General features: G+C 61.7%; 23 protein-coding genes and 1 pseudogene. 7 read left to right on the top strand and 17 right to left on the bottom strand.

What is annotated here, in order from left to right; genetic code table 11:
* Nucleotide 1 precedes the first annotated feature (1 nt).
* Both RHIZ70P_RS08430 and RHIZ70P_RS08435 read left to right on the top strand, forming a co-directional pair.
* Entirely contained in the window at nucleotides 2–673 is a 672-nt protein-coding gene (locus tag RHIZ70P_RS08430; RefSeq protein ID WP_115669927.1) for a 4-carboxy-4-hydroxy-2-oxoadipate aldolase/oxaloacetate decarboxylase, read from the top strand.
* Nucleotides 666–1,748, top strand: coding sequence for a 4-oxalomesaconate tautomerase (locus RHIZ70P_RS08435; protein ID WP_115669928.1), 1,083 nt, complete (start codon nucleotides 666–668; stop codon nucleotides 1,746–1,748). The genes RHIZ70P_RS08430 and RHIZ70P_RS08435 overlap by 8 nt, the downstream gene beginning before the upstream one ends.
* Here the strand turns inward: RHIZ70P_RS08435 and RHIZ70P_RS08440 are convergent.
* A complete protein-coding gene (locus tag RHIZ70P_RS08440; protein WP_115669929.1) occupies nucleotides 1,745–2,290 on the bottom strand; it encodes a hypothetical protein in 546 nt (181 codons plus the stop codon). The genes RHIZ70P_RS08435 and RHIZ70P_RS08440 overlap by 4 nt on opposite strands.
* On the opposite strand from RHIZ70P_RS08440, the gene RHIZ70P_RS08445 reads away from it, so the two are divergent.
* Together RHIZ70P_RS08445 and RHIZ70P_RS08450 are read left to right on the top strand one after the other, a co-directional pair.
* Complete coding sequence (locus tag RHIZ70P_RS08445) at nucleotides 2,271–2,753, top strand: hypothetical protein (protein WP_115669930.1); 483 nt, start codon at nucleotides 2,271–2,273, stop codon at nucleotides 2,751–2,753. The genes RHIZ70P_RS08440 and RHIZ70P_RS08445 overlap by 20 nt on opposite strands.
* 160 nt (nucleotides 2,754–2,913) lie before the next feature.
* Nucleotides 2,914–4,539 (top strand): hypothetical protein, encoded by a 1,626-nt coding sequence (locus RHIZ70P_RS08450; protein ID WP_115669931.1) that lies wholly within the window; start codon nucleotides 2,914–2,916, stop codon nucleotides 4,537–4,539.
* A gap of 68 nt (nucleotides 4,540–4,607) precedes the next feature.
* On the opposite strand, the gene RHIZ70P_RS08455 is transcribed toward RHIZ70P_RS08450, so the two are convergent.
* From RHIZ70P_RS08455 to gmd, 11 genes and pseudogenes are all read right to left on the bottom strand, one after another.
* Nucleotides 4,608–5,513, bottom strand: a complete 906-nt coding sequence (locus RHIZ70P_RS08455) for a glycosyltransferase family 2 protein (protein ID WP_115669932.1) — start codon at nucleotides 5,511–5,513, stop codon at nucleotides 4,608–4,610.
* Nucleotides 5,513–6,139 carry a class I SAM-dependent methyltransferase gene (locus tag RHIZ70P_RS08460; protein ID WP_115669933.1) on the bottom strand — a complete coding sequence of 209 codons (627 nt, stop codon included), beginning with the start codon at nucleotides 6,137–6,139 and terminating at the stop codon, nucleotides 5,513–5,515. The genes RHIZ70P_RS08455 and RHIZ70P_RS08460 overlap by 1 nt, the downstream gene beginning before the upstream one ends.
* The gene (locus RHIZ70P_RS08465) at nucleotides 6,129–6,701 is read right to left on the bottom strand and encodes a DapH/DapD/GlmU-related protein (RefSeq protein WP_115669934.1); all 573 of its coding nucleotides are present in this window, start codon (nucleotides 6,699–6,701) and stop codon (nucleotides 6,129–6,131) included. The genes RHIZ70P_RS08460 and RHIZ70P_RS08465 overlap by 11 nt, the downstream gene beginning before the upstream one ends.
* Nucleotides 6,688–7,830, bottom strand: a complete 1,143-nt coding sequence (locus RHIZ70P_RS08470) for a glycosyltransferase family 4 protein (protein WP_115669935.1) — start codon at nucleotides 7,828–7,830, stop codon at nucleotides 6,688–6,690. Before RHIZ70P_RS08470 ends, RHIZ70P_RS08465 begins: the two co-directional genes overlap by 14 nt.
* A 47-nt stretch (nucleotides 7,831–7,877) precedes the next feature.
* A pseudogene (locus RHIZ70P_RS23470) lies at nucleotides 7,878–8,060 on the bottom strand (DapH/DapD/GlmU-related protein); the annotation flags it as partial.
* A 367-nt stretch (nucleotides 8,061–8,427) separates the two neighbouring features.
* The gene (locus RHIZ70P_RS08480; RefSeq protein WP_147293976.1) at nucleotides 8,428–9,570 is read right to left on the bottom strand and encodes a glycosyltransferase family 4 protein; all 1,143 of its coding nucleotides are present in this window, start codon (nucleotides 9,568–9,570) and stop codon (nucleotides 8,428–8,430) included.
* On the bottom strand, nucleotides 9,558–10,961 hold the full coding sequence (locus RHIZ70P_RS08485) for a hypothetical protein (RefSeq protein WP_115669938.1): 1,404 nt from the start codon (nucleotides 10,959–10,961) through the stop codon (nucleotides 9,558–9,560). The genes RHIZ70P_RS08480 and RHIZ70P_RS08485 overlap by 13 nt, the downstream gene beginning before the upstream one ends.
* Nucleotides 10,962–11,072: 111 nt before the next feature.
* Complete coding sequence (locus RHIZ70P_RS08490) at nucleotides 11,073–12,413, bottom strand: lipopolysaccharide biosynthesis protein (RefSeq protein WP_147293977.1); 1,341 nt, start codon at nucleotides 12,411–12,413, stop codon at nucleotides 11,073–11,075.
* Nucleotides 12,414–13,718 (bottom strand): WcaI family glycosyltransferase, encoded by a 1,305-nt coding sequence (locus RHIZ70P_RS08495; protein ID WP_115669940.1) that lies wholly within the window; start codon nucleotides 13,716–13,718, stop codon nucleotides 12,414–12,416. It lies immediately after the preceding gene.
* Nucleotides 13,715–14,674 (bottom strand): GDP-L-fucose synthase, encoded by a 960-nt coding sequence (gene fcl, locus RHIZ70P_RS08500; protein ID WP_115669941.1) that lies wholly within the window; start codon nucleotides 14,672–14,674, stop codon nucleotides 13,715–13,717. The genes RHIZ70P_RS08495 and fcl overlap by 4 nt, the downstream gene beginning before the upstream one ends.
* Before the next feature lie 2 nt (nucleotides 14,675–14,676).
* Nucleotides 14,677–15,738 carry a GDP-mannose 4,6-dehydratase gene (gene gmd, locus RHIZ70P_RS08505; protein WP_115669942.1) on the bottom strand — a complete coding sequence of 354 codons (1,062 nt, stop codon included), beginning with the start codon at nucleotides 15,736–15,738 and terminating at the stop codon, nucleotides 14,677–14,679.
* A gap of 525 nt (nucleotides 15,739–16,263) precedes the next feature.
* Between gmd and RHIZ70P_RS08510 the strand changes: the two genes are divergently transcribed.
* The gene (locus RHIZ70P_RS08510) at nucleotides 16,264–17,712 is read left to right on the top strand and encodes an O-antigen ligase family protein (protein WP_115669943.1); all 1,449 of its coding nucleotides are present in this window, start codon (nucleotides 16,264–16,266) and stop codon (nucleotides 17,710–17,712) included.
* 146 nt (nucleotides 17,713–17,858) lie between these two features.
* On the opposite strand, the gene RHIZ70P_RS08515 is transcribed toward RHIZ70P_RS08510, so the two are convergent.
* The 5 genes from RHIZ70P_RS08515 to RHIZ70P_RS08535 all read right to left on the bottom strand — a co-directional run bounded on the left by RHIZ70P_RS08515 (nucleotide 17,859) and on the right by RHIZ70P_RS08535 (nucleotide 23,900).
* Nucleotides 17,859–18,485 carry a sugar transferase gene (locus RHIZ70P_RS08515; RefSeq protein WP_328588179.1) on the bottom strand — a complete coding sequence of 209 codons (627 nt, stop codon included), beginning with the start codon at nucleotides 18,483–18,485 and terminating at the stop codon, nucleotides 17,859–17,861.
* 350 nt (nucleotides 18,486–18,835) lie between these two features.
* Complete coding sequence (locus RHIZ70P_RS08520; protein ID WP_115669945.1) at nucleotides 18,836–19,534, bottom strand: hypothetical protein; 699 nt, start codon at nucleotides 19,532–19,534, stop codon at nucleotides 18,836–18,838.
* Nucleotides 19,535–19,543: 9 nt separating this feature from the next.
* The gene (locus tag RHIZ70P_RS08525) at nucleotides 19,544–21,823 is read right to left on the bottom strand and encodes a polysaccharide biosynthesis tyrosine autokinase (protein ID WP_115669946.1); all 2,280 of its coding nucleotides are present in this window, start codon (nucleotides 21,821–21,823) and stop codon (nucleotides 19,544–19,546) included.
* A 77-nt stretch (nucleotides 21,824–21,900) separates the two neighbouring features.
* Nucleotides 21,901–22,560 carry a hypothetical protein gene (locus RHIZ70P_RS22960; protein ID WP_181903979.1) on the bottom strand — a complete coding sequence of 220 codons (660 nt, stop codon included), beginning with the start codon at nucleotides 22,558–22,560 and terminating at the stop codon, nucleotides 21,901–21,903.
* Between the two features lie 137 nt (nucleotides 22,561–22,697).
* Nucleotides 22,698–23,900, bottom strand: a complete 1,203-nt coding sequence (locus RHIZ70P_RS08535; protein ID WP_235842179.1) for a polysaccharide biosynthesis/export family protein — start codon at nucleotides 23,898–23,900, stop codon at nucleotides 22,698–22,700.
* A 684-nt stretch (nucleotides 23,901–24,584) separates the two neighbouring features.
* Between RHIZ70P_RS08535 and RHIZ70P_RS08540 the strand changes: the two genes are divergently transcribed.
* Together RHIZ70P_RS08540 and RHIZ70P_RS08545 are read left to right on the top strand one after the other, a co-directional pair.
* Nucleotides 24,585–25,187, top strand: coding sequence for a transglutaminase-like cysteine peptidase (locus tag RHIZ70P_RS08540; protein WP_115669947.1), 603 nt, complete (start codon nucleotides 24,585–24,587; stop codon nucleotides 25,185–25,187).
* A gap of 240 nt (nucleotides 25,188–25,427) precedes the next feature.
* A complete protein-coding gene (locus RHIZ70P_RS08545; protein WP_115669948.1) occupies nucleotides 25,428–26,207 on the top strand; it encodes a metallophosphoesterase family protein in 780 nt (259 codons plus the stop codon).
* Nucleotides 26,208–26,418 lie beyond the last annotated feature (211 nt).

Here is a 26,418-nt window from a genome sequence, read left to right on the forward strand (position 1 = left end):
CATGGCCGTCGTCGTGCAGAACATAGAGCGGGCCGATCCGGCCGTGATCGACGGCCTCGCCCGCGCAGGCGTCGCCACCGTGCATGAGGCCCAGGGGCGCAAGGGCATGCTGGCGAGCTACGTGCGCCCGATCTATGCCGGCGCGCAGATCGCCGGCTCGGCCGTGACCATTTCGGCGCCACCCGGCGACAACTGGATGGTGCATGTCGCCATCGAACAGTTGAAAGCCGGAGACATTCTGGTGCTGGCGCCGACCTCGCCGTGCGACAACGGCTATTTCGGTGACCTGCTGGCGACCTCCGCCCAGGCGCGCGGTTGCCGCGGCCTCGTCATCGACGCCGGCGTGCGCGACATCCGCGATCTGACCTCCATGCAATTCCCGGTCTGGTCCAAGGCGGTTTCAGCCCAGGGAACGGTGAAGGAGACGCTCGGCTCGGTCAACGTGCAAGTGGTCTGCGCCGGCGCGGCGATCGAGGCGGGCGACGTGATCGTCGCCGATGACGATGGCGTCGTGGTGGTCAAACGTACCGAGGCTGCGAACGTGCTTGAGGCGGCGAACAAGCGCCTCGCCGCCGAAGAGGCAAAGCGCAAGCGGCTCGCCGCCGGCGAACTCGGGCTCGACATCTATGCGATGCGCGAGCGGCTGGCCGAGAAAGGCTTGAAATATGTCTGAGGACTATGCCGACGGCATTCCCTGCCTGTGGATGCGCGGCGGCACGTCCAAGGGCGCGGTCTTTCTGGCTTCGGACCTGCCTTCCAATCCGCAGGAGCGCAACGCGCTCCTGCTCCGCGTCATGGGATCGCCCGACGCGCGACAGATCGACGGCATCGGCGGCGGCGATCCCCTGACCTCGAAGGCGGCCATCCTGTCGCCCTCGTCCCGGCCCGACGCCGATGTCGACTATCTCTTTCTCCAGGTCTTCGTCGACCAGGCGATCGTTACCGATGCGCAGGGCTGCGGCAACATGCTGGCCGCCGTCGGCCCTGCCGCCATCGAGCGCGGACTGGTCAGGGCCGAGAATGGCACAACGCCCGTGCGCATCCACATGCTCAACACCGGCGAAGTGTCGCTCGCCCAGATCGCCACGCCGGACGGCCGGGTCACCTATCAGGGAGATGCGCGGATCGACGGCGTTCCGGGACGCCATGCGCCGGTGCCGCTGTTCTTCCAGAACACCGAGGGCTCGATGTGCGGCGCCCTTCTGCCGACCGGCCGGGGCCGCGACGTGATCGACGGCGTCGACTGCACATTGATCGACAACGGCATGCCGATCGTCATCCTGCGCGCCGCCGATTTCGGCCTGACCGGCAATGAGAGCCGTGAGGATCTGGATGGCGACAACCCGCTCAAGGCACGGCTCGAGGCGATCCGCCTTCAAGCCGGGCCGCTAATGAGGCTTGGCGACGTGAGGGAGAGTTCCGTGCCCAAGATGACCCTGGTCTCTGGGCCACGCAATGGCGGGACGATTGGCACCCGCAGCTTCATTCCCCACCGCTGCCACGCCTCCATCGGCGTCTTTGCCGCCGTCAGTGTCGCCACCGCCTGCACGCTGGAAGGGTCGGTCGCGGCGGAAATGGCGCAGATCCCCGCCGACGGGCGTTTCCGCATCGAACATCCGACCGGGGCAGCCGAAGTCCTGGTCGAGCGCGGGCCAGCCCGAGAGATTACCGGCGTCGGCACCTTACGGACGGCGCGAAAACTGTTCGACGGCCGGGTCTTTCCGGCTCCCGTACCGTCTGCCACCTAGGTCCGAGCTAGCACCCTTTGGGCCTGTCGCGCGGTTTCGTCCACCGCGCACAGATCGAGAAGGCGATCGCCCGTCTCCTCGCCCTTAAATCCCTCCCCTTCGCGGCAGTCGCTTCGGTTTTCCTGTTGCAGCGCAGCAGGCACGGTGTCAGCCTGAACGAAGTACCCCTTCGACAGATCGGCGCCGGCATGGCGCGCAAGAAGGAGATGCCCATGCCGCATGGAATCGTCTCGCGCCGGCGCCGGCTTTTTCCGGCGGTTCTGATTGCCGTGGCTTAGCTTCTTCCTGCCCATGGAATTCGCGCCGAGCCGGCCATTTTTTGGGCCAGCGATCCAGTCAAGCCCGGCCAGACCGTACAGATGACCGGCATCGACCTTGCGGGGTTCGAGACGGTCGATATCACGCGCGTCCCCGACACAAGCGGCGATGCGGCCAGCGGCGCTCGGGCCGCCCATCCGGCGCAGGTACTGGCGAAGTCCGACAACACGTTCGCCTTCGTCGTGCCGGGTGACGATCGTGCCGATGCAGGAGAACTTCCTCATCGTCGACAACGCATTCGAGGATGTCGGCAGCGCCCAGATTTTCGGCACGGGCCACGGCCATGTCTTCTCCGACAACCGTTCCCTTCGCAGCAGCGGTTTCGCCGCCATTTCCCTCGATTGCCGTCATCCGCAGCCGAACTTCTACATCCAGTTTCTCGGCAACGAAACGCTGTCCGCCGGTTTCAGGCGGTCCGCGGAAATCGCCGCGATCGGCCGGCAGTTCAAAGGCAACGACACGCTGCCGACCTTCGGCCTGGTGATCCGGGACAACAGGCTGCGCGCCGCCTCGAGCATTCGCGTCAACGGCGGCTCGGCAGCGGTCCCGGCGGTGCGCGGCGTGCTGATCGAGCAGAATCGGATCGAAAACACGGACACCGGCATCGAGGTCGGCCCGGGCGTGGAGGAACTCGTCCTGCGCGACAATGCCATGCGCCATGTTCAGGTCCCGCTGAAACACCCGTGACACTCGGCGGCAGCAGTCGTCGAACGCCACCAATCCCCCCTCAGACAAATTCTTCTCGCGTTTTCCCCACTCCTCCACGGCCCCGTACAATCGGGCGAGCAGCGGCACGGAACCTGTCGGTCCCGGCGTCTCAAGACATGAAACAGAAAGGGAAATAACCATGAATGAATTCAAGATCGGTCTCGGTCTCGCCCTGCCGGGCGCTTCAGCCGGCATTGGCGATTTCTCCTGGCTCCCGAGGGACGGCAGCGGCAATCGCGCGATCCTCTATCTGGATCTCGCCAGGAATCGCGGCTGGTATGACGGGCAAGCCTTTGCGACAGAGGCCCTGGCCCTCGCGGCGGTCGACGGCGTGGCCTCCGGCGGCACGCGCCGGATCGGCGGCTACGTCGCCTCCGACGCGCCGGAACTCCTGGCGAACGGAGACTTCGCCGCCGGCATCGGCGACTGGACCGCCCTCAATGGCGCGACGGCGGCGGTCGTTTCCGGTCAACTGGAGATGAGCGGCGCGAACCTGACCAACGCGACCGTGCGCTCGGGTGCGGCTGCGACGCAACAGGGCAAGACGTATCGCGCCGGGGCCACCTACCGGAAGGGAACGGCGAGCAGCAGCGTCTTCGCCTTTGCCTCCCGATCCCCGTCAATGAGCCCGCCGGGAAACGGTCTGCCCGCCAATGCGACGACCACTCCCCTCGTCGCGACAAGAACCTTCGCCGGCGAAGGTACAACGCACTATCTGGGCCTACGCATGGCATCCGGTCCAAACGGCACAGTCTATGGCGACGATTTCTCGATCAGGGAGGCCCTTGCTTTCAGAGGATTTTCAACACCCGCCTTTGCTGCCGTCATCACCTTTCGCACTCCTGCCAGCCTGCCGGTTTCCGCCAGGGTGCTTTTCTCCTTCGACGACGACGGCGCGCGCAATCGCTACCGTGCCGCGCTGAACCCGGACGGCACGATCACCGTCGTGGCCGACGCCAACGGCGTCAACCAGATCAGCCATGTGATCGCTGCCGGCCTTGTCACGCTCGACGCCGAACACAGGCTGCATGTTTCGAGCGATGGCGCGGCCCGCTATCTGGTCGCGCTCGATGACGTCAACCTCTACGGTCAGGACGCCGCGTTCACGCCTGCCGGTGCCTGCTGGGTCCGGCTCGGCGCGTCGCCGACGCCCGGCGAGGAATGGACCGGCGAAATCCTCTCGGTCGCCCTGTTCGCGCATGAATATGCGCCGCCGCGCTTTCTTTGGGCGGTTGGCGACAGCTATGTCGGCGGCACCGGCGGCGTTGCCCTTCCGGCGGCTGTCGAGACGACAGGCGCGAGCCGCCAGGTCGTCTCGACCGGTATCGGCGGCAGCGATCTCGCGGCGCAGCTGGCGGCCATGCTGGCCGCTCCCGGCCTTCACGGCTGCCTGCTGGTTCACTGGGACGGCGATGCGAACGGCGCGTCACTGGCGGCGGACCAGGCGGCGTTCGAGCAGATGGCCTCGCTGGTATCTCGGCACATTTTCATCGGCTCCGGCCGGCGGGCCAATAGCGGCGCCGACAAGATCGCCGCCACCCATCAACGCAATGACTGGCTCTCGTTGCGCTTCGGCCCCCGTTATCTCGACCCCCATCCGACGCTCCAGGGGCTCGCGACCGGATCGGCCGAAGACATCGCCGCCGTCGCCGCCGGCCTCATCCCGCCATCCTGCCTGCAGGCAGATGGAACCCACCTGACCCTTGCGGCGATGAACGCCGTGGCGGCCGCGATCGTGGAAAGGCTGGATGCGCTGGGCTTCTGACGCAGCGACAGCACCGGCCAGGCCGGGTGATCGCTGCGCACCCCTGTTGGGCTGCGAAGAGGAGGGGCCTAAAGCGCAAGCCCTGTCAGGCGGGCGAGAGCTTGACGCTTCTCGTCCGCGCTTTGCAGGTGGCTGATCGCCCGGTCGAATTCCAGCACCTTGGCGCCGACCAGGAAGCGATACCAGTAGCCCTGCAGGAAATGGTAGATGAGCCCCTCGCGACCATCGAGAAAGCCGAACTGCAACACATAGCGAAAAAGAAAATACCCGAGCGTGGAGATCGGAAAGGGAATCCGGTTGTAGATTCTTTCCTTGATCAGGCGCTTCACCGCGGCCTGCAACGAACTGCCCTCGCGCGTCGGCCCCGCATCCTCGGCAAACAGGCGATAGCGCCGATTGAGCACATCGACCGCCTCACGGGTCGCATATTTGTTATGCTTGTCGGTGAAATAGCCGAGATTATGCAGATTGTGGTCGCTGAATGGATTGTCGAACAGCACGGTCCGCCCGCCCTGCACGATCACGTGCTCGTCCATCCACCGGTCTTCGACGCGTCCCTGTCCGCGCCGCCAGATGCGTGTCAGGATGAGCGGGTAGCGCCCACCATGGCGAATGAAGCGATCGAGGAAGATATGCTTGCGCTTCAGATTGACGCCCGCGACGTCCGGGCCGAGCTTCGGCAGCTTTTCGCCGATCTCCCGCGCCAGTTCCGGCTCGATGACCTCATCGGCATCGAGCCGCATTACCCAGTCGCAACGGATCGGCGCGTGGTCGAGCCCCCACTGGAATTGCCTGGCCTGGTTGACGAACGGATTTTGCAGGACCGTGGCGCCAAGTGAACGGGCAATCTCCACGGTCTGGTCGGTGGAGAAAGAATCGATGACGAAGATCTGACCAGCGAAGGAGGAGACGCTGTCGATCGCCCGGGCGATATGAAGCTGTTCGTTATAGGTGAGGATCAGGACGGCGATCATCAGTAGAAATAGACGTCCGTTCGGGTGATACCCCAGCGCCCCGGCCCGGGCCCCTGGAACCTGCGAACGTCGCGCGGCTCGCCGACATCAAATGCGATGTCGTCATAGCGCCAGGCATCGTCCACCACGATGATTCCGCCCGGCCTGACATGGGATCTGGCCTTCTCGAAACATTTGAGACGCAGCGGGCGCAGGCTGGACGCAGTGACATCGTCGAGGCCATCGACCAGGATGATGTCGTAATCGCCGTCAATCGCGTTGACATAGTCGAGCACGGGCGTCCCGTCGTCAGACGTCGCTTCCACGGCCTTCAGGATTACCCTCGCCTCCGGCGCATTCCAGCCCTTCTGCTGGAATGCGTACCAGTTCGCGTCATGCTCCACCGACCTTACCGAGTGCGCCCGCTCCGCGAAGAACAGCGTCGATCCGCCGCTGCCATACTCGAACACATCCATGTTTTTCCTTACATGGCCGGCGAGGAAGTCAATGGCCGGCCAGGAAATCCAGGGCTTGCCGAGCTGCAACGGGAATGCTCGAGCGAACCGCAGATAGCGCGGCAGTTCGGAAGGATGTCCGATGAAGTAATCCGCCAATCTGCCTACTTTGGTAAGCGCACTACCCTTCATGAGGATCTCTCCTTTTTCGACCGATGGGTTTTGCCGGATTGCCCGCCACGTATGTCAGGGCGGCCACGTCTCTGGTGACGACGGAACAGGCGCCGACGACGGCGGCCCTGCCTATGGTGATGCCCGGCATGACGAAGGAACGGGCACCGACGAAGGCGTCGGCCTCGATCGTGATCTTCGCCGTGACGAGATGAAGCGACGGATCGCCGAAACTATGCGTCCCAGTGCACAGATAGGCCTCCTGCCCGACCGTCGCGCGCGCACCGATCTCGATCTCGCCGAGACTGTAGAGATTGGCGCGGTCACCGAGGCAGGAGCGATGATGCAGTGTCACATGCCAGGGGATCTGGATTCTGGCGCGCTGGTGGACAAACGGGCGTCCGTCGATGCGCGCCCCGAAGGCCCGCAGGATCATCAGGCGCCAAGCATTCGCCGGCTTCGGCGTCCACGCACACAGTATGAGCCAGCAATATTCCCAGGCCAGCATGGCGATGCGCATCCGCAAGGTCCAGGGGCTCTGGTTGGGGGTCTTCTGGTGACTGAAGTGCCTAGCGGTCGTCATCGGCAACCAGCCTTTCGAAATCCTCGAGCATAGCCTGGGCGATGCGTGCCGGCGTAAAACCGAGCGCCGTCCGCATGGCCGCCCGTCCCAGCCGCTCGCGCAAGTCGGCATCTCCCAGCAGTCGGTTGAGCACCTCGGTGAGGTTGGCCACGGCATTCCGGCCGTGGTCGAAAACAAGACCGTTCTGCTCAGGCGCAACGAAATCCTCGAAGCATTTCAGCGCCGAGAGGATGATTGCACAGCCGCAGGCCATGGCCTCGACCGGCGCCACGCCGAAGGCCTCGCCCTTTTCGGCGACGGACGGATAGACGAACACATCCGCCGCCCTCAGTCGCGCGACGATCGCCTGGCCGTTGTAGATTGGCCCGGTGAAAGTCACGCGCTCCCCAAGCTCCGGAGCAATGACCTTCAACTCGTCAAGAAAGGCGCCGCCATCGCCGCCGCTCGCCACGTCCCACGGTCCGATCAGGGTCAGCCGCCAGTCGGGATAATGCGGCGCTATAGCCTGGAAGGCCCGGATCAGGATATCCAGGCCCTTCTCGCGGCTGATCCGGCCGAGATAGACAATCTCGGTCTGGCGGGGACCTCGCTCGGAAGTGATCGCCTGGGCGAAATCATGGCTGATGGCATTGTTGACCACATGCACCCTGGAGCGCATGGACGGGGATTGTTGCACGATCGCCTGGGCAATGTATGTGGACGCCGCGTGCAGTCGCGCCGCACGGCGGTAGAAGGCCATTTGCCCCTTCGGATAGCGACCGACGCTGACCGCGATCCTGCCAGCTTTTCGCAGAGGCAGGATCAGCGGGGCGCTGACGCTGTTGGTCACCGTCACGTCCGCCTTCGGCAGCCTGAGGCCGACGATCACGCTGTAGAGCGCGTCCATCAATCGGTAGGTGAGGCCCGGCTTGGGCGGATCGAAGGACGGGACACGGATGTGCCGCACTCCATCCTGCATTTCGTGGTTCGGGAAACCGTCAAAACGCCTGGAGATCATGGTGACCTCATGGCCTGCCTTGGCATATTCCAGGGCCATGGCATATTGCCGCTTTTCCACCGCGAGGCCGCGCACCGGCGGGATCGGGTAGAATGGGCCCATGACGATGTTGATCTTCAGCTTTCGCGTCATGGCTCGCCCGGCCCCTGTATCTCCCCGTACAGCAGGGCGTCCTGACAGGCCACCGCCTCCGGCGCAAAACGCTGCCGCAAGGTTCTCGCCGGATTGCCACCCACAATCGCATAGGGCTCCACATCCTTGGTCACCACGGCACCTGCCGCGATGACGGCGCCGCGTCCGATTCTCACACCCGCGCGGACGATCGCCCCATGACCAATCCAGGCGTCGGCTTCGAACACGGTCACGTGGTGTTGCCAGCGGAAGGCGAGGCGCATGGGCGTCTCAGGGTCATCGACCCCGTGATCGTTGGCGACGATCGTCACATTGGTCGAGATCATGCAGAAGTCGCCGACGCTGATCGGGCTCGGAGCACGAAATCCGCTGCCGATATAAGCGAAGCGGCCTAAACGGCTGCCGACGGGGACCCGTGTTTCCCACGCCAACTGGGCGCCCTCTCCCATTTCGGCCAACCCATTCCTGCGGATCAAAAGCCAGTTGGCGGCTTGCCGCAGCCGACGCTTCAACGGCCGATCCACCATCTTGCGGCATCGCTCGAGAATGGCCGGCGACACCCGCATGGGTTCGGGAACAGGAGGGATCGCGCCGCGTCTACGCATCGCCGCTCCCCCGAAATGCCGTGACCCGGTCAATGGCCTCCTCGATGAGCATACGCTGCCTGCGGGGGTTCCAATTACCGGCGATCATGTCGTAGCAGGCCCGGCGGACCTCGCTTCGGATCTTCCCGGACGTCAGCCAGGCCCTCATCACATCCGCGAGATCTCCGGCGTCGCCCCTGCGGAAGAAGGCACCGGTGCTGCCCGGCACGATCGCCTCGACTTCCGGCATCTGCGCATCGAGATCCCCATGGGTGATCGCCGGGGTGCCGTAGCTCAGGCTGTGAATGACGGTAAGCCCTATCTTGCCGGGAGATACCGTGAGGTCGGCGAAGTAGATCAGCCGCGCCAGAACCTCTTCGTCATAGCAGGCGCCATAGAAATGCGCCTCGACGCCGAGTTGGCGGGCCAGCGTTTCGAGAGACCGGCGCTCCGCACCATCCCCAACGAGCAGTGTGTTGACGGGGCTACCCTCCCTCTTCAGCCGGGCTGCCGCTTCGAGCAACAGGTCGAACCGGCAATGCCGGGTCAGCCGCGCCGTGCAGATGACGAGAGGGCGATCTCTGTCAATGAAGAGGTCCTGCGGTCGCTCCACCGACGGAGCGCCTTCGGCCTGCGCGACGAGCCGTCTGGCGCGGTCGAAATCGAGGCTGTTGTAGATGACGGTGATCCGATCCGCCGGATAGCCGAGCGAAATCCCGATCTCGCGTGATCGCTCGCCATAGACCAGCATTCCATGCGCCAGACGAAAGTAGAGATTTCGTAAGCGCCTTTTGACGAACCCTTCCCGCTTCAGCCATCCATGCGCCCAGAAGAAGACCTTCTTGCCCGTCGCACGGCCGACCATCGCCATCAACCAACTGGCCGGCATGTTGGGATTGGCGAGCACGATCAGCACGTCGCAGCGACGATCAAGGAGCGCCGGCCAATACCCCTTGAGCAACCACAGCCCACGCCAGACCCGGAAGCGGAGCGGGATCACGGGAACCTCGTCATCCCCCGCGAAAGCGACGATCCCGGCAATCGGCTCGGTGCTTCCCCAGAAGCGGTACCTGTGTCTGCCATTGGCCACAAGTTCGGCCATTATCGGGCGGCGATAGTGTGGGTAATGATGGTAGACGACGTTCACCTCTGACACGTATTGCCCTCCATCCAGGATCGCGGCGGCATCCGGCCGCCGATCACGGCCGGAGGTGCCCTGAGGGGCCTGCGATGCCTGCTTCGGCTTCGGGCGAAGAACCTGTTGATAAGGGTCCAGGCGACGATCACCCCGGACAGCCCCAACAGCGAGATGAAGGCAAAGGACATGTCAAATCGCCAAAGAGCAAACCCGACAAAGAACGAGGCGCCATCGATGAACGGCCACCGCCGCGACAGTCTGGTGAAGATGAAACTCAACACCAGGAGCATGAGAAAGAGCGGAATCGGCCAGAAATAGTAAAAGTTTCCGAACGCCTCTCCAAAGATCGTCGAGTTCAGCGCAAGGCCCGATATCCCCTGAAGGTGGCCACCGACCATGACGCCGAATACGCCTGGTTTTTCCGGCCAGAAGAACGAAGGTATCAATACGGTGATCGGACGGAGAAAGAACGTATATCCATAAAGTATCGGAAACTGTTCACCGGTGTTCTTCACGATCCAGTCAAGAACGATGATGTTCTCGGAATCAAATATCCCATTGATGGACTGGCCAAACTGCATCGCACCGCTCGTGATCGCCGAATTGACCACGCTGGCTGCATTGGCAAAACCACTCAGGCTATAGCCGTCGACGATGGCCAATCCCCGCAAGGAGGACCAGATCATGCTGAGGTAGCCGACCACCGGCAACACCGGGATCGAAGCCAGAGCAATGACTGGAAAATGGCGACGATAGACGAGAAGCAGGGTGATTGCGTAATAGGCTGCCGTAATTCGATTGAACGTCGTCAACACATCGAATGCGACGACCATGAAGCCAACCAATATGACCGTTTTCTTGGTCGCGAGATTCTTTGTGTAAGAATTGTAGAGGACACCAAAGATGGCGCCTCGAAAGACATTCGAGAAGTTTCCTATCACGATCAGGAGCAAGTTGTTCTTGAGGCCGACTTCGAGGTTTCCCTGCCAATGGCCACCGGCGATCTTTCCCGATGAAAGGAAGTAGATCATATTGCAGACAACATAGATCGCCATGAAGAGGCCGATGACGAGCTTACCCCCATGCTTTCGATCGACAGGACCGCGGCCCCTCCTGGCGGGTCGGATGAGACGGCGGGTAAGCCAATGAAAGGCAATGATCAGGAAGCAGCCGATGCAGATCTGAACAGAAGTGACATGGTCATGCAGGGGGCGGAACGGCCCCGCCAGCATGCTGAGGCTCGATATTCCTCCCTCGATCAAGGCTATCGTGACCGGAGCCAGAATAAAGAACAGCAGGCCAATGAGCACACCATCCTCAAAGCCGATGTGATCGAGCCTGATGGAGCACGCATAAGCGATGGCGCAGGAAAAGGTAACGATATAGACGACAAGAAGGACGCCATCCATGCTTCACGCCCTCCCGCTCATGGCGAATTCTCCGCATCGGCGCGGGCAATCCTTGCGGAGCTTTGGAAACACACCTTCTGGGAGACGGTCATTCACCGGAGGTCCTCTATCTCAATACTTGCGATCAGCGCTGTCATGGCGAGGCCGTCTGCGCCATCCGCCCTCCCGGTATCGCGACAGGAAGGCGACCGTCGTCGCGGCCAGGCACAATAGCTCTCCGGATATGACCGCGATCGCGGCTCCGTTCAGGCCGATCGATCCGCCGAGGACCACGGCCAGCAGGAGGGTGATGGCGGAGGCACCCAGGATGTACTTGGCAAGGGAAACATGGGAATTCGTCGCCAACAGCATGTTGGACAGGAAGTACCAGGCGCCGTGCACGAGCGTTGCCAACGCCATCAGACTGACGAAGGTGCGCGACGGCGACAGGCTGCCCCGGCTCCATAGCTCGACGAATTCCTTGCCGAAAGCGGCGAACAGCAGGGTACCGGGCAGCAGGACCGCACCGATCAAGAGGCCGTTCATGCTCAGGATCGCGCCGAGACTTCTGTTTTCCGAGGATGCAAAGGCCTTCGCCACTTCAGGCATTGTCGCACGGTTGACCACGCCGACGACCTGGATCATCAGCCTGCTGCAGGTTCGCACGGCCGAGTAGACGGCCACCGCGGCAGGCGACACGATCGCACCGACAACCAGCACTGCGCCATGGAGACTGGTCGCCAGTGCCACGGGTATGACCATCCCGGCGATTGCCGGCTTGAACAGGCGTCGGATCTCGCGGATGCGGGCTTGCGCCAGGCCATAGCGCAACCACGTGACCTGCCGGCTTAGAAGCATGTTCAGCACGGCCATGTTGACGGTTCGCATGCCCAGCAGACACAGGGCGACGGCGGAAAAATCCCCGCCGGCATGGGCGGTCAGCAAAGCCGCCAGCCCTTCCAGCAGAACCAGGAAATCATAGACCAGAGTTCCGAGCGCATAATGGCCGGTCGCCCTGAGCGCACCCAACGGAAGCCGGGAAAGGAGAGTGAAGGCCGAGAAAAAGCACAGCAATACGATAAGCTGCATATTCTGTGTGACAGTGACATAGCCCATGGCTGCCACAGCCGCGGCAATTCCAATCAGAAGGGCGACGGCCGCTGCGCAGATAGACGCGATGAGCGCCGTGGTGCTTTGAAAGACCCCGAGAGCCGCGTCCCTCTCGCCCTTGGCGACCTTCATCGTCATTTCGCTGGTGGCGACCTGGACGAAACCGAGGTCGGTCAGGGCGAAGTACATCGGGATGGTGGTCAGCATGATCCATATGCCGTACTTCTCGGCTCCCCAGGCGCCGAGGAGGATCGGCACGGACAGCAGTTGGGCGAAGGCGCTCATGCCGATGCCGGCCGTGTTGGCCAATGATCCCGACAGGATTCGCCGCCCGATTCCCGTGGATGTAATCGCTTCGAGCATTCAACTGCCCGCCTGAGTATCTTGGACCAGACCCGAGACCAGCTGCGTGAGACCCTCCCGCCGTGAGAGCCGAAGCGCCAGTCGCAGCCGCTTCTGTCGGCCAAGATCCCGTTCCGGGCGCTGACAGGATGCGATCGCCGCAGCGAGCGCCGCGACATCCCCGGGGGGCGTGATCATCGCCGCATCACCGAGGAAATCCGCCAGCTCCGTTCCGGGATCGGCGGTCACCACGATCGGCTTGCCGGAGGCAAGCATGCCGCCGAGCTTGGACGGCAGGACCAGATCGGCTGTGCCCTTGTCTTGCGGAAGGGCATGAAGATCCGCCATGTTGAGAAATTCGTTGAGCCGGGAATAGGGCTGGAACGGTAGGAAATTGACAGCCGGCAGATGCCCGTAGGCTGTCGCCAGTTCCCGCTTCACCGGCCCCTCCCCGGCGATGACGAATTTGATCCGCGTCTGGCCGGCAAGCAGCTCAGCCGCATCGAGCAATACCTTAAGGCCCTGTTTCGCACCGATATTGCCGGAATAAAGGACGACGAAATCCTCATCGGTGAAGCCGAGCTCGGCCCGGTAGGGACTGACCTCCGCCATCGGATGGATATGCGCGAGATCGACCCAGTTGCGAACGATCGTTACGCGGTCGGAAGCGATGCCCTTGTCCAGAAGTCGCTCGGCCATGCGGCCGGAGATCGTCACCACCTTGTGGAAGCGGCCGAGCGTGAAACGCTCGAAGGTAAGGCCCAGCGCCCGCAGCCATCGGAAGCCGGCGAGGTGGCCGACGGCGAAGGCCGCATCGACCTCCAGATCCTGCACATGCAGGACGATCCGCGCACCGACCAGCCAGCCCGCCAGTTGCGCCACGGGCGCGGCAAAGAGGGTCGGCTCGACACAGAAGATGGTCGCCGGCCTGCGCTTGACGATCTGCCAGAACACCACGGGGCCGGAGGTGAGCGCGAAACTCAAGGGCGCGAGCAAGCGCCAGATGCCGCCCATCTTCTGACGCAGCAGAAGCGGAGCACGAAACACCATGACGCGGCCTTCATTGGCCCTGGAATAACGATTGGAATGCCCGGCCTGCACCTTCCAGCCGGGATAATGGGGCGGAGTGGTGACCACGGTTACATCGGCGCCGAGTTCCGCCAGATGTTCGGCGATTTCGCCGGTATAGCGACCGACACCGGCCATTTCCGGCGCATAGTTCATGCCGTAGACGACAACCTTGCGGGCCGACAGGCTCGCATCGCCGGCCACCGGTTTGGCGACGGCAACATTCTCGAACTGCGCCACCGAGAAAGCGTCGCTCATCCGGAAACACCTTCCTTGCAATGGATGGACCGACCGGCGAGAAACGCCTCGTAGGCTTTTGCAATGCCGTCGGCGAGGGCAATCCTCGGCGCCCAGCCCATGGCCCGCAGTTTCTCGACGTTCAAAAGCTTGCGCGGCGTACCGTCCGGCTTTGACAGGTCATGGTCAATCACTCCGTGAAAACCGACAATGTCGCAGACGAGCCTTGTCAATTCGAGAATGGTGATGTCCTTACCGGAGCCGACATTGACATGCCCTTCCGCCGAATAGGACTTCATCAGGAACACACAGGCATCGGCACAGTCATCGACATGAAGAAACTCGCGGCGCGCCGTGCCCGTGCCCCAGACGGTGATGGTCGAGTCGCCGGCACGCTTGGCGTCATCCGCCTTGCGGATCAACGCCGGCATCACATGGCTGGACGTCAGGTCGTAATTGTCCCCCGGCCCATAGAGATTGGTCGGCATGGCGGAGATGAAATCGCAGCCGTACTGACGCCGATAGGCCTGGCAGAGCTTCATGCCGGCGATCTTGGCGATCGCATACCATTCGTTCGTCGGCTCGAGCGCCCCGGTCAGCAAGGCATCCTCGGTGATCGGCTGCGGAGCGAACTTGGGATAGATGCAGGACGACCCGAGGAAGAGCAACTTCTCCACGCCGGTGCGATAGGCCGCGTGGATGATGTTGGTCTCAAGGATCAAGTTATCATAGAGAAACTCTGCCGGACGCGTGTCGTTGGCCAGGATGCCGCCAACCTTCGCGGCCGCCAGGAAGACCGCATCCGGGCGGCTCCTCTCCATCCAAGCCTCGACCGCGCCCTGTCGGCGAAGATCCAGTTCGGCGCGGTCGACGGTGAGCGTCTCGCAGCCTTCCGAGGCAAGCCGGCGCACAAGCGCCGATCCGACCATGCCGCGATGGCCCGCGACCCAGACGCGCTTTCCCGAAAGCGAATACATCGTCAGGCCTCTTTCATGATCGTCGCGGTCTGCATCACCTTGAGATCCTCGTTGACCATTTCGCGGCACAGAGCCCTGACACTGGTCTCGTGCCGCCAGCCGAGCTTCTCGTGGGCCTTGCGCGGATCGCCGATCAAAAGATCGACTTCCGTCGGGCGGAAATAGCGGGGATCGACCTCGACGATGCATTTGCCGGTCACCGCATCGAAACCCTTTTCGTCCACGCCATGCCCGCGCCAGTCGAGCCGCATGCCGACATCCTCGAAAGCCCATTCGACGAACTTTCTGACCTCGGTGGCCTCCCCAGTCGCCAGGACATAATCGTCGGGAATGTCCTGCTGCAGCATCTGCCACATGCCGCGCACATATTCCTGTGCGTGGCCCCAGTCTCGCTTGGCATCGAGATTGCCGAGGTAGAGTTTCTGTTGCTTTCCAAGGCGTATGGCGGCGGCCGCGCGCGTGATCTTTCGCGTAACGAATGTTTCGCCGCGCAGCGGGCTTTCGTGATTGAACAGAATTCCGTTGCTGCAATGCATCCCGTAGGCTTCGCGATAATTGACGACGATCCAGTAGGCATAGAGCTTGGCGGCAGCATAGGGACTGCGGGGATAGAAAGGGGTCCGCTCGGTCTGCGGCACTTCCTGGACGAGGCCATAGAGCTCCGATGTGGAGGCCTGATAGAAGCGGGTCTTGCTCTCCAACTTCAGGATGCGGATTGCCTCCAGAAGGCGAAGCGCGCCGACGGCATCGGCATTCGCCGTGTATTCGGGCGTCTCGAAGGAAACGCCGACATGCGACTGGGCGGCGAGATTATAGATTTCGTCGGGCTGGCATTCCTGCACGACGCGGATGAGATTGGTGGAATCCGTAAGGTCGCCATAGTGCAGGATGAACCGCTGGTCGATCTCATGCGGATCCTGATAAATGTGCTCTATTCGACCGGTATTGAAGGACGAAGACCTGCGCTTGATCCCGTGGACGATATAGCCCTTCGACAGCAAAAGTTCGGACAAATAGGCCCCATCCTGACCGGTTACGCCGGTTATGAGAGCAACTTTGGCCATTTATTCGCCCCTTCACTGAAATTCTACAGGTTTTCGTATACATTTCATTTCAGCTATATAAATCTTGTGCATCAATACTATATCTATGGATGCTGCGACGCAATAAGGCAGCTTACAATTGGTTAAGTTGAGGCCTTATCTTTGATTTTTCTGAAATAATGCGAAAGCTCCATCGTGATTCCTATAGGCGCGACGAACCTTTATTGAAAAGAAAACAAAACACACAACATATAAATTCAAAAAAGCGCCGATCACAAATAGCACTTTACAGCATGTCAGAAATTCTACGTCTGACCGTTTACTTATAGTTTGATGACGACGAACTCCTTAGGCTAAGATGATGCTCGGAACTGCAAAGGTTCCCTAGCGCCCCAATATAAAAGGGATCGGCAGGCCGACATGTCGATGAAAGCCATGTTGAATCAGGGGGATAGACATGTGCGAAGGCCATCTTATCTGACCACAAATGGAGCACATCGGCGCAACGCGCCCATGGGCGGATCTCGAACGGCAACGGAGTGAGCAATGCCGGCCAAAAGCGAGCAAAGCCAAGCGCAGGCGACCGCCGGTCTCTCGAACCGGGCGTTGTGCGCCGCCTTCGTTGCGGCAGCGGTGGCGGCCCTGCTGCCGCGCGGGTCGGTGTCCCTCGAAAGCGCCAATGTCTTCACCTCGCTCATGTCGATCGTGGCCATCGCCGCCGCGACACAGGCTCCCGCACGACAGCGAACCGACATGGTGTTTCGCATCGCCTTGGCGATACTCGTCGCGATGGCGCTGATGATCGTGCTGCAGTCTTCCCGCCTCCCCTGGACAGGGCTCGCAAATCCCGCCTGGCCCGAGGCAAATGCGGTCAGCGGCCGAAGCGGCGCAACAATCTCGGTGGCACCCGCCGACACGATGACTGCCTTGGTGTCCCTTGCCGGTCCCTTCATTACCTTCATGGCCGGACTTCTGCTCTGCCATTCGGACGAACGGGCGGAAACCATGTTTCGGCGCCTGGCCATCGCCGCCGGCTTCCTCGCGGCACTCAGCCTCGCGCAACACCTCGCATTTCCCGGCTATCTGCTGCTCGCGGAAAAGCAGTTCTACCTCGGACAATTCACCGCTGTGTTCGTCAACCGGAACACTGCGGCGACGTTTCTCGGTCTCGCGACGATCCTTTTGACGGGCCTGCTGTGGAAGTCGGCGCAGGAAGGCGCGCCGGCCGGGCTGCTCACCCGCCTGGCCGATGGAAAGGCCGCACGCGGTCGGCGCGGTACCGGCCAGTTCGTTCTGCTTCTCGGCCTCGCCGCGACAGCCTTCATCGGCTTGACCCTGACCCAGTCGCGCGCCGGCATCGCCAGTTCGTTGATTGCCCTCCTGTTCCTTCTCGCCTATCCCGCGGCAACAGGCCTGGATCTGGCGCGATACCGTTTCTCCACCCCGAACAGGCGAGCGGGCTCCCGATTGGTCGCAATCGCCGCGGTGATTGCCGGGCTGGTCGCGATCGGCCTGACCTTTGCCGGGCAGACCATGCTCCGAACCGAACTCAGCGGACTGGACGACGACCGCTTCTGTACCGCGACCGCCATCGTCGACGCCCTGTCCGACTACCCGGTCGCGGGCATGGGTTTCGGCACATTCGAGGCCGGCTTTCCCGCATACCGGCGGGCAGAATGCTCCATCCGGGGTGTTTGGGACCGCGCCCACAACTTCTATCTGGAAGGCCAATTGGGACTGGGCTTGATCTTCCCGATCGGCCTCATCCTTGCTGTCGGCGTCCTGTTCAAGAGTTTCGTGACCGGGCTTCGGGAGCGTCGCAAGGCCCGCATCTATCCGGCGGTGGGGATCGCCATCGTCATTCTCGCCCTGTTGCACTCCGCCTTCGATTTCTCCCTGCAACTGCCCGGGCTGAGCATGTTCCTGGCCGCAGTCCTCGCTCCGCTCGTGTCCATTTCGCTTGGCCGGCCGCGAAGATCCGGAGCAGTGGACTAGGAGCAACGGCGCGCTGGCCAAAGGTTTGGCAAGTCGCGGCGGTGCGGCACGAGAGCCGATGATTGGCATTGGAAGATGCGGCAGCGTACGACCTCCCTCTTCTTGTGCATTTCCGGACAAATATGCGCGTCGCATCGGAAAACCCGCTAGAAACCGGTGCCACCCCTCAGTTCGGAGAGGATTGTTCCGAAGATGATGCGCAGGTCGAGCCAGATCGAAAAATTGTCGATATAGAACAGATCGCAGGCAATGCGGGCCCGCGCCTTTGCCTGACGGTCCGTCGGACCTCGCAGACCCCGCATCTGCGAAAGACCGGTCATGCCGGGTCGCATGACATGGCGGCGATGGTATTCGGGCACGAGTTCTTCATAGGCAAGTCCGGCGGCCAACATGCCGATCGCATGACACCTGGGTCCGACCAGCGACATTTCACCCCTCAACACGTTGAGCAACTGCGGCAACTCATCGATATTGGTGCGCCGGATGATCGCGCCGATCCGGGTAATCCGCGGATCATCACGCACCGTCTGGTTGACGCCACTGACATCACACCGATCGGTTCTCATCGAGCGGAACTTGTAGACCTTGATCCTTCGGCAGCCCATGCCCCATCGCTCCTGCTTGAAGAGAACAGGGCCGGGACTGTCCAGCTTGATCAAAAGTGCAACAACAAGAAGGAAAGGCAACAATATCAGGATCGCCGACATGGATACACCTATGTCGATCACACGCTTTGCGGCATGCTGAAAAGGTTTGTTTCGGCTCCTCAACAAGGTGCCGTTAAATACATTTAAATTCTTTAATCTATTAAGCTCAAACACATCACCACGACGATCTGAGCACCCGGGTCTATCGAGAATCGCCAATGGAAACCTCTACAATTTACGCAGGTAAGAATAACGTCATTTAGATGGTAATGCGTATATTATCGAAAGTCATCTGCAAAATTAATCTTTGATTAACCGAAATTGATTCCAGACAATAAAGTATTGCTCCTAGGCAACACTGAGCTGATCGCGTTGCCAGCAAAAATCCACCCAATCCCTTAGCGATGTGAGGTGGGAAGGGGCGCATCTCTACCGCGGACCCCAATTCCATCGGAATTTCTACCCATGGAGGCGGCTCATAACCCGATCTTGGCGCCAGCCAGCACAGCGCGGCGCTCGGTGCTGAGCGAAGAAACGGCAGCCTCCACCAGGGGCCGGAGGGAATGGCCCGGCTTCTGCAGGATCTGGCGGATCAATGGCAGCTCCCCGTACCGCAATACGGTGGCGAGATCCGTCTCCACAGCGGATCGCGCGGCTTGGAGCGTAGTCGCCGCCGCGTCATTCCACACGGCAAAACGACCGACGAGCACACCCTGCTCGGCCGGCGCGTAGTAAACCGATTGCTGCATGAGGAAGGCGATCTCGGTCGGCTGTTCGGCAACCGCGCGCCGGACCATGGCGAACCGCAGCCACAGGTTTCCGTCCGTCGGACGGCAGCCGATCGCGTGCCGCAGATAATTCTCGGCTGCGGCAAGCGCGCCGGCCCAGGCATCATAGTCGTGGTAAGAGTTCCGCTGGTCAAGCTCCGCAAGCTTCACCGTAAGTCCGGCGCGGACGATATCGGCGCGACAATAGTCCCCCGAAACCACCTCGTCGGCCATCTCCGCAATGCCGGTAACAGTCCCTCGACTGACGGGACTACCGGTTTCCAGATGACGGGCGAGCTGCATCACGCGACCAAAACGCACCGATGCTGCGAGGTCCTGGATGCTGACGACCAGCAGGATCGAGCAAATGACGACAAGCAGGGCGATCGAGGGCCGGACGCGCAACATCAGTAGATCCTAGTCCTCATGATAATAGGAGGAGTAGCGGGAATAGTAGTATTCGCTCGACCCGTAGGTGCGATACAGCTTCATCTTCTCTTCATCGACCTTGTTAAGCACGACCCCGACACATTTGCGGACGATCGCCTGATCGGCGAACAATGCGGCAGCCACCGCCTTGCGCGAGGTTTTGCCCCATTCAATCACACAAACGAAACTGTCGACCCGATGGGCGATGGCGCGCGCGTCGACGACCGGAGCGAGCGGCGGAAGGTCGAGAATGATATAGTCGAAATTGTCCTTGGCGGTCTCGATGATCGCATGCATGGCCTGCGATGCGAGAAGTTCAGAGGAATGCGGGACGCGGCGGGTAACCACGGCCGGAAGGAAGGCAAGTTTGGTCTTCGGATCGAGCAGCAAGAGATCGCGGATCGGACGGTTGTCGATAAGCGCCTCCAGCAGCCCGGCCTCGGCATGGCGACCGATGGCACGGGTGGCGCCTGGGTTGCGAAGGTCAGCATCGATCAGCAAGGTCTTCGCACCCTGCATCGCCAGCAGTTCGGCGAAATTGATCGCAACAGTTGACTTGCCCTCGCCGGGCAGGGTGGAGATCATACCCACGACCTTGGCTCCGCCGGCATTGGCGCCGAGGTCGATGGCGATCTTGGTGCTGCGCAGTGTCTCGGCGAACATCGAAAGCGGATGGTCGAGCACATAGCTGGCAATCACGGTCGCCCGACGGATATTGCGCGGATGGTCGCCGCCCTTGGCAGCCGCCGAATTGCCATCCGCGACCAGAGGAGCACTTCCGAGATATTCGAGACCCAGGACTTCGCGGATCTGGTCGCCGGTCCGGAAGAAGCGGTCGCGGAACTCGCGGAACGCGCTGATCGCGCCGCCAACGCCGATACCGAGCAGAAGCGCCATGGCAAGGGTCAGCGCCTTGCGCGGATGGCTCGGACTTTCCGGGATGTTCGCGACAGAAATGACACGCGCTTCAGTCACGGGGAAGGACTGCTGCTGGGTCGCCTCCTGGAACCGCTGGAGAAAGGTCTGGTAGAGGCTGCGGTAGGACTCGGCATTGCGTTCCAGCTCGCGCAGTTGGACCTGGCTCTCGCCGGCGATCGCACTCGCCCCTTGTGCCGCCGCGACATTCTCCTGCAGGGACTTGAGGCGCGACTGGGCAACCGTCACCTCGCTCTGGTAGCTTTCGGCGATCCGGCCGAGTTCCTCGAACATCAGCCGCTCGAACTCGCGCATTTCGGAGCGCAACCGCACGGCCTGTACGTGGTTCGGTCCAAGGCGACTGGAGATCTCCGCCTCGAGCTTGGAGGCTTCGAGATATTTCTTGCGCAGATCGTTGGAGATCGAGCTGTCGAGAACGTCGGTGACGATCGCATCGGTGCGGCCGGAATCGATGATGGATCTGATCCGGTCATGGCGCGCCTGGGCCTTGGCGACATCCGCCTGCGCGACGATCAGGGCACTGTTCAGCTCGGTCAGCTGCTGGTCGCTGATCAGGCGGCCATCCGCCGTCACCAGCCCGTTCTCGGCCCGAAACTTCTGGACGGCCAGGTCGGATTCGACGGCCTTTTGCTTCAGCTCATCGATACGTTCCTGCAGCCAGATGCTGGCGCGGCGGGTGGCATCGTATTTCGATTCCAGCTTGTCGACCAGATAGGCATCGGCGACCGCCCTTGCGATCGCGGCCGCCTGCCGCGGGCTGGGCGAAGTGTAGCTGATCTTGAGAACGAAAGTGCGGCCGATCCGCGAGACTTCAAGGCCCGACAAGAGCTTCGAGATGGCGGCATTCTTCCTCCTCTCAAGCTCCTCCGCGGTCTCGACGGCAGGCGAGAACCAGTTCCAGACAGTCATAACGCTGCGAACGGCACCCTTGACCGCCGTCAGCGGGGTGCTGTTCACCGCGTTGAAGGTCGGATCATCGACAAGCTGCAGCTTGGTCACGACGGCCCCGGCAATCGTGTCGGAACGCAACAGCTCCACCTGGCTGAGAACCGTCGCCTCGTCGGCATCGACCCCGCCCATTGCGGACAACTGGTCGACGATGTTGCTCTTGCTGCGGTCGATGAGAACGGTCGTATCAGCCGTATAAAGCGGTACGGCCGTCAGGACGTAGCCGATCGCCAGGAAGACGCTTGCCGCCGCGGACAACGCCACGACGCGCCACTGACGGCGTCCAATCGCAATCAGCCGTTCGAAATCGAGCGAAACTTCCGGTCCAGTCTCCGATCCCCACTCATCTGCATCTCGCACGGCGATCTTATCTGGCGACAGCAACAAAGCACCTCATAAAACAAGCGACATAAGATGCCGCCGCCACTTGTGACGGCTGCTGGATCATTGCACCGAATCGGTCAACGAGTGGGGCTGACGCTGCCGTTGCCATCCGTCGTGGAACCGAAATACTGGCCGCTTCCACCGGTCGAGAAGCTGCCGGCATTTTGGGTATAGACGCTATCGCCGCCCATTCCCGCCGTGCCGCCGCCGGCATTGCCGCCGCCGCCGATACCGGCAGCCGCACCACCGCCACCCGTCGCGCCGCCCGTCAGGCCACCGAGCGCAGCGGTCTGCACTTCGTTACTGGCAGCCAGGAAGGCGGTCACGAGTTCGGCCGAACTGGCGCCGGCGACCTTTTCCTGGATCAGCGCGGCATATTCCGGATTGGTCGCCGCGCAGGCACGGGCGGCACGGGCAAGACCGGAACCGATGGCCGCCTTCTGGTCGACATTCGCATCGGTCACCAGGGCGAGAATGGCGTCGATCGTCGCGGAACTGGACCCGGCGAGAGCGCGAACGCGGCTCGCCAGCGGCAGACCGCCATTCGGGTTTTCCGTCAGCAACGAGGCCGGGCTGGAAAGAAATGCCGATATATCGCCCTCGTTGAGCTTGGCCGGCGGCTGGAAGCAGGCAATAACGGGCACTCCCTCCTGGGCCGACGCACCAGACACCAGTTGTGAGGAGGCGAGCATGGCGACAGCAACGCTTGCGGCGAACTGGCAGGTTACCTCATACATTGTCATCCTGATCTCTCCACAAGAACAACAGTTAATAAAACACTAATACCCATAACCTCATCGACGGCGTTTTGCAACGCAAGCAAGAATATCTGGAAAATACAGTTTATCGCGACTCGGATATTCTTGTTCTTCAATCAATCCGCAATCTCCCGGACAGCATCTCGCGTCGCAACGACGTCGGACGAAACACCGGACGCGGTAGACGAAACGGAATTGACGATGTCGAGGAACTTGATCAGTTCGACCGAGTCATGGTTCGAAATGTAGATGATGTCCTTATCCTGCATCGCGAACTTCTGCACGGCGAAGAAGGCGGACGGATCGCGCAGGTTGGCGCGGAAGATCACCGGGATCTCCTCCGACTGGAACGCCGTAGTATCGATGTTCAACTTGTGCAGTGTCTTTGCGTCGACCGTTCGGTAGAGCGCGACCTGCGCGGGCTCGGCCCGACTGTCGAGCAGGCCGCCCGACTTGGCGAGGGCCTCGCCCATCGACAGGCTCGATTCCTCGAAATCGAAGCGCCCATTGGCGCCGGATGCGCCGAAGGCCAGGAATGTACGGCGCTCGCGATTGACGAAGATCGTGTCGCCGGGCGCGACATAAATGTTCTCGGCCGGCGTATTCGACAGCTTGTTGTAGGAAATCGTCGCAGTGCGGCCCTTGCGCTGCAAGGTGATGTAGGTCTCGATACCGGGCGCACTGATGCCGCCGGCCGTCGAGACCACATCCAGCACCCGCTCGCCGCCCGACGATATCTCGACCTTCTGCGGATCATTCACGTCGCCGAGCACGGCCACCTGGCTCGACTTGCGTTCCGTCACTGTGATCACGACCTGAGGCTCGATGGCGCGATTGGCCAGCAGGTCCTCGATCTCGCGCTCGACCTGTTCCTTCGCGCGCCCCGCCGCCCGGATGCGGCCGGCATAGGGAACGGAAATATTGCCGTTGCTGTCGATCTGCTGGGGCGGCAACGTGATGAAATTGCCGGGGCGGCTACCGGCGTCGCTCGGAATGAAGAGGCCACCCGCCTGGGCTTCGAAGATCGACACCTCCACGGCATCGCCAATGCCCAGCGGGATCGAGGGCGCCCCGCCGCGCCCCCCTCCGAAGCCATCCTTGAGGGAGGAAATCGTCTCGGACTGGAAGTATCCCAGGATCGATTTGTTGATGTCGATCAGCACGTAATCAATGCCGACCTTCTTTTCTTTTGTCGACAGCTTGACCGCCGCCTGACTCTCGATCGCATGGTAAGACGGCCCGGCATTCGGCACGGCCGCACAACTGGCCAATAGAGATGAAATGACGGCGACTGTCAGCTTAGACGACATGGAGCTCATATGATCATCCTAAAATTCATCTTTGAGTAACCGACATGCATTCGACTTACGCAACAGATTTGTAGAACGACTCGACGTTAATTCACAAAACTATACAATAGTGTGACTACAATACAACATAATTTTAACATATAGACTCTTGTTGAATCAAAAATGCCGAACTCGACTTTGATATGAATTTTCCTATACGACGAATATTAGGTACTTGTTCATTCAAGCAGTATGTCATGCCGAAATTTTTCGCTTTCATGTTGATATATTGAACATCACTCAATATTCTGAGCATAATATGTGCAAAACGCCCGAAAAACAGTCAAGCGTCGCTCGTTTTCCTCTGCAGGTTACGAAATTCTGACGAATTTATTAGGAGCGGTGCGACTTCGCCGCTTGAGAACTTCCCCTTCCCGGCCGCCGACTCTTCTTGCACCGCGGTCCTCGGCGAAACCGCCCCGCAGCGGCACGTCCGCTCTGGCCGCCTCGTGTTCCGGAATGGGAAAAATCGGCAATTCGCTAAAATTGTCGGGATCGGTTTAAGCGCACCGAAAAGCGCCCCCGGCTAATCTCTGTTCGAAGCCGCGGAGAACCCTTGCAGCGAAATGCGGCAGGACATCCGAACGGAAGCAAATCCGCGATCAACAGCCTGCAGCCAAGCAGGCGGATACCGGCCGAACAGGGAACGAGGACATGCTGAAGACACTGCTTGCAACCGCCGTCGTCGCGCTGACCGCGCTCACCCTGGCCCAGCCGGCCGCTGCCGCCGGCCCCGGCGGCTTCGCCCGCAATCTCCGCGACACGCCGCCGGTCAGCTTCATCGCCGCCGCCAGGCCGACGCTCGCGCCCTTCGCCCATGTCAAGTTCTGCATGCAAAACCCTGCGGAATGCAGGAAGAATGCCGGCTCGCCGGTCGTCGCGCTGACTGCCTATCGCGAAAGCCAGCTCAAGCGCATCAATGCAAGCGTCAATCGCCAGCTCCGCGCCGAAAGCGATCCCCTTGCGGTCGACGGCGGCGACCTCTGGCAGGTCTCCGGCACCAGCGGCGACTGCGAAGACTTCGCCCTGATCAAGCGCAAACGCCTGATCGCCATGGGCTGGTCGCCGCGGGCCCTCAGGATCGCGGTGGCCCGCACCGGCTCCGGCGAAGGCCATGCCGTGCTCGTAGTCAAGACCAGCAAGGGCGATCTCGTGCTCGACAACCGCACCAGCGCCATCCGCCCGTGGAAGAACACCGACCTGCGCTGGGTCAAGATCCAGTCTCCGGACAATCCCCGCCTCTGGCTGGCGATCTGAACAGGCGATATCCGACATCCGAGGCGGCCGGCATCCCCCATGCGTCGACCGCCGCACGATCCGACCCGCCCTCGCCGCCAACCGCCCCCTCTGCCGTAATCTCCCTTCGTCCTCCATCATGGGGTGACGGTCACCCCTTCGGCATGCGATGCATGGGGAAGAAGCGGGGCCGCTTGCCGTCACGGATCGTGCCGGCCGGTTCCCTGATCACGCCGAGTGAAGAGTAATGAGCGGACAGGAATGAGAAGACTACTGAACAAACTGCTCGGAATGCGGCCGGGCGGCCCCACCGGGGAGAGAACTAGGCTGTCGCTCGGCGATCAGGCAGACTACAGCGTCATCTATGCCATCGGCGATGTCCATGGCTGTCACGCGACCCTGCTCGATGCCGAAGCGCGAATTCTCGACGACGCGGCGGCTTCGGACGGCAGGAAGCTCCTCGTCATGCTCGGGGACTATATCGATCGCGGCCCCAACTCCCGCCAGGTCATAGACCATCTTCTTATATCACCACCGGCGGGTTTCGAACGGGTCGCCCTTTGCGGCAATCATGACGACCTTTTTTACCGCTTCCTGCTCGATCCTGCCGCACACTTGAGCTGGCTGCAGCTCGGAGGGCGCGAGACCCTCTTCTCCTACGGCATAGATGCCAGCCATAGCCTCGAGCGGCCCCGCGGTCTGGAACGTCTGGCGGCATTGACGAGGGAAGCGGTGCCGCAGCACCATGTCGACTTTCTGCGCTCGCTGCCGTCCTTGCTGACCATCGGCCCCATCGTCTTTGTCCATGCGGGGCTCAGGCCCGGCCTCCCGCTGGTCGAACAGAGCGACGAGGATCTGCTGTGGATCCGGGAGCCCTTTCTCAGTCGCGGCCCTGAACTGCCGGTCCTGGTGGTGCACGGGCACACACCGGCGCCGGAGGTCAGCCATGGAAAGGGCCGCATCTGCATCGACACCGCCGCCTTCGCCACCGGGCATCTGGCCGTTTTGAAGATCGCGAACGGCAAGACCGAAGTCATTTGACGACGAAACGCACCGGATGACGCTGTCACCGGCCGCCCCGCAACAACGGCGGCACAGGGTTTCCCCGCAGCTTGCCCTTCCTCTCTCTGGCCGCCTCGTGTTCCGGAATGGGAAAAATCGGCAATTCGCTAAAATTGTCGGGATCGGTTTAAGCGCACCGAAAAGCGCCCCCGGCTAATCTCTGTTCGAAGTCGCGGAGAACCCTTGCAGC

It is taken from the genome of Paenirhizobium selenitireducens ATCC BAA-1503, assembly GCF_900492185.1.
Classification (GTDB): Bacteria; Pseudomonadota; Alphaproteobacteria; order Rhizobiales; family Rhizobiaceae; genus Allorhizobium; species Allorhizobium selenitireducens_A.

Excerpts from the sequence above, each read along its gene's own strand:
- RHIZ70P_RS08430 (WP_115669927.1), top strand. The coding sequence starts at position 2 with ATGGCCGTCGTCGTGCAGAACATAGAGCGGGCCGATCCGGCCGTGATC.
- RHIZ70P_RS08435 (WP_115669928.1), top strand. The coding sequence starts at position 666 with ATGTCTGAGGACTATGCCGACGGCATTCCCTGCCTGTGGATGCGCGGC.
- RHIZ70P_RS08445 (WP_115669930.1), top strand. The coding sequence starts at position 2,271 with ATGCAGGAGAACTTCCTCATCGTCGACAACGCATTCGAGGATGTCGGC.
- RHIZ70P_RS08440 (WP_115669929.1), bottom strand. The coding sequence starts at position 2,290 with ATGAGGAAGTTCTCCTGCATCGGCACGATCGTCACCCGGCACGACGAA.
- RHIZ70P_RS08450 (WP_115669931.1), top strand. The coding sequence starts at position 2,914 with ATGAATGAATTCAAGATCGGTCTCGGTCTCGCCCTGCCGGGCGCTTCA.
- RHIZ70P_RS08455 (WP_115669932.1), bottom strand. The coding sequence starts at position 5,513 with ATGATCGCCGTCCTGATCCTCACCTATAACGAACAGCTTCATATCGCC.
- RHIZ70P_RS08460 (WP_115669933.1), bottom strand. The coding sequence starts at position 6,139 with ATGAAGGGTAGTGCGCTTACCAAAGTAGGCAGATTGGCGGATTACTTC.
- RHIZ70P_RS08465 (WP_115669934.1), bottom strand. The coding sequence starts at position 6,701 with ATGACGACCGCTAGGCACTTCAGTCACCAGAAGACCCCCAACCAGAGC.
- RHIZ70P_RS08470 (WP_115669935.1), bottom strand. The coding sequence starts at position 7,830 with ATGACGCGAAAGCTGAAGATCAACATCGTCATGGGCCCATTCTACCCG.
- RHIZ70P_RS08485 (WP_115669938.1), bottom strand. The coding sequence starts at position 10,961 with ATGGATGGCGTCCTTCTTGTCGTCTATATCGTTACCTTTTCCTGCGCC.
- RHIZ70P_RS08490 (WP_147293977.1), bottom strand. The coding sequence starts at position 12,413 with ATGCTCGAAGCGATTACATCCACGGGAATCGGGCGGCGAATCCTGTCG.
- RHIZ70P_RS08495 (WP_115669940.1), bottom strand. The coding sequence starts at position 13,718 with ATGAGCGACGCTTTCTCGGTGGCGCAGTTCGAGAATGTTGCCGTCGCC.
- fcl (WP_115669941.1), bottom strand. The coding sequence starts at position 14,674 with ATGTATTCGCTTTCGGGAAAGCGCGTCTGGGTCGCGGGCCATCGCGGC.
- gmd (WP_115669942.1), bottom strand. The coding sequence starts at position 15,738 with ATGGCCAAAGTTGCTCTCATAACCGGCGTAACCGGTCAGGATGGGGCC.
- RHIZ70P_RS08510 (WP_115669943.1), top strand. The coding sequence starts at position 16,264 with ATGCCGGCCAAAAGCGAGCAAAGCCAAGCGCAGGCGACCGCCGGTCTC.
- RHIZ70P_RS08520 (WP_115669945.1), bottom strand. The coding sequence starts at position 19,534 with ATGTTGCGCGTCCGGCCCTCGATCGCCCTGCTTGTCGTCATTTGCTCG.
- RHIZ70P_RS22960 (WP_181903979.1), bottom strand. The coding sequence starts at position 22,560 with ATGTATGAGGTAACCTGCCAGTTCGCCGCAAGCGTTGCTGTCGCCATG.
- RHIZ70P_RS08535 (WP_235842179.1), bottom strand. The coding sequence starts at position 23,900 with ATGAGCTCCATGTCGTCTAAGCTGACAGTCGCCGTCATTTCATCTCTA.
- RHIZ70P_RS08540 (WP_115669947.1), top strand. The coding sequence starts at position 24,585 with ATGCTGAAGACACTGCTTGCAACCGCCGTCGTCGCGCTGACCGCGCTC.
- RHIZ70P_RS08545 (WP_115669948.1), top strand. The coding sequence starts at position 25,428 with ATGAGAAGACTACTGAACAAACTGCTCGGAATGCGGCCGGGCGGCCCC.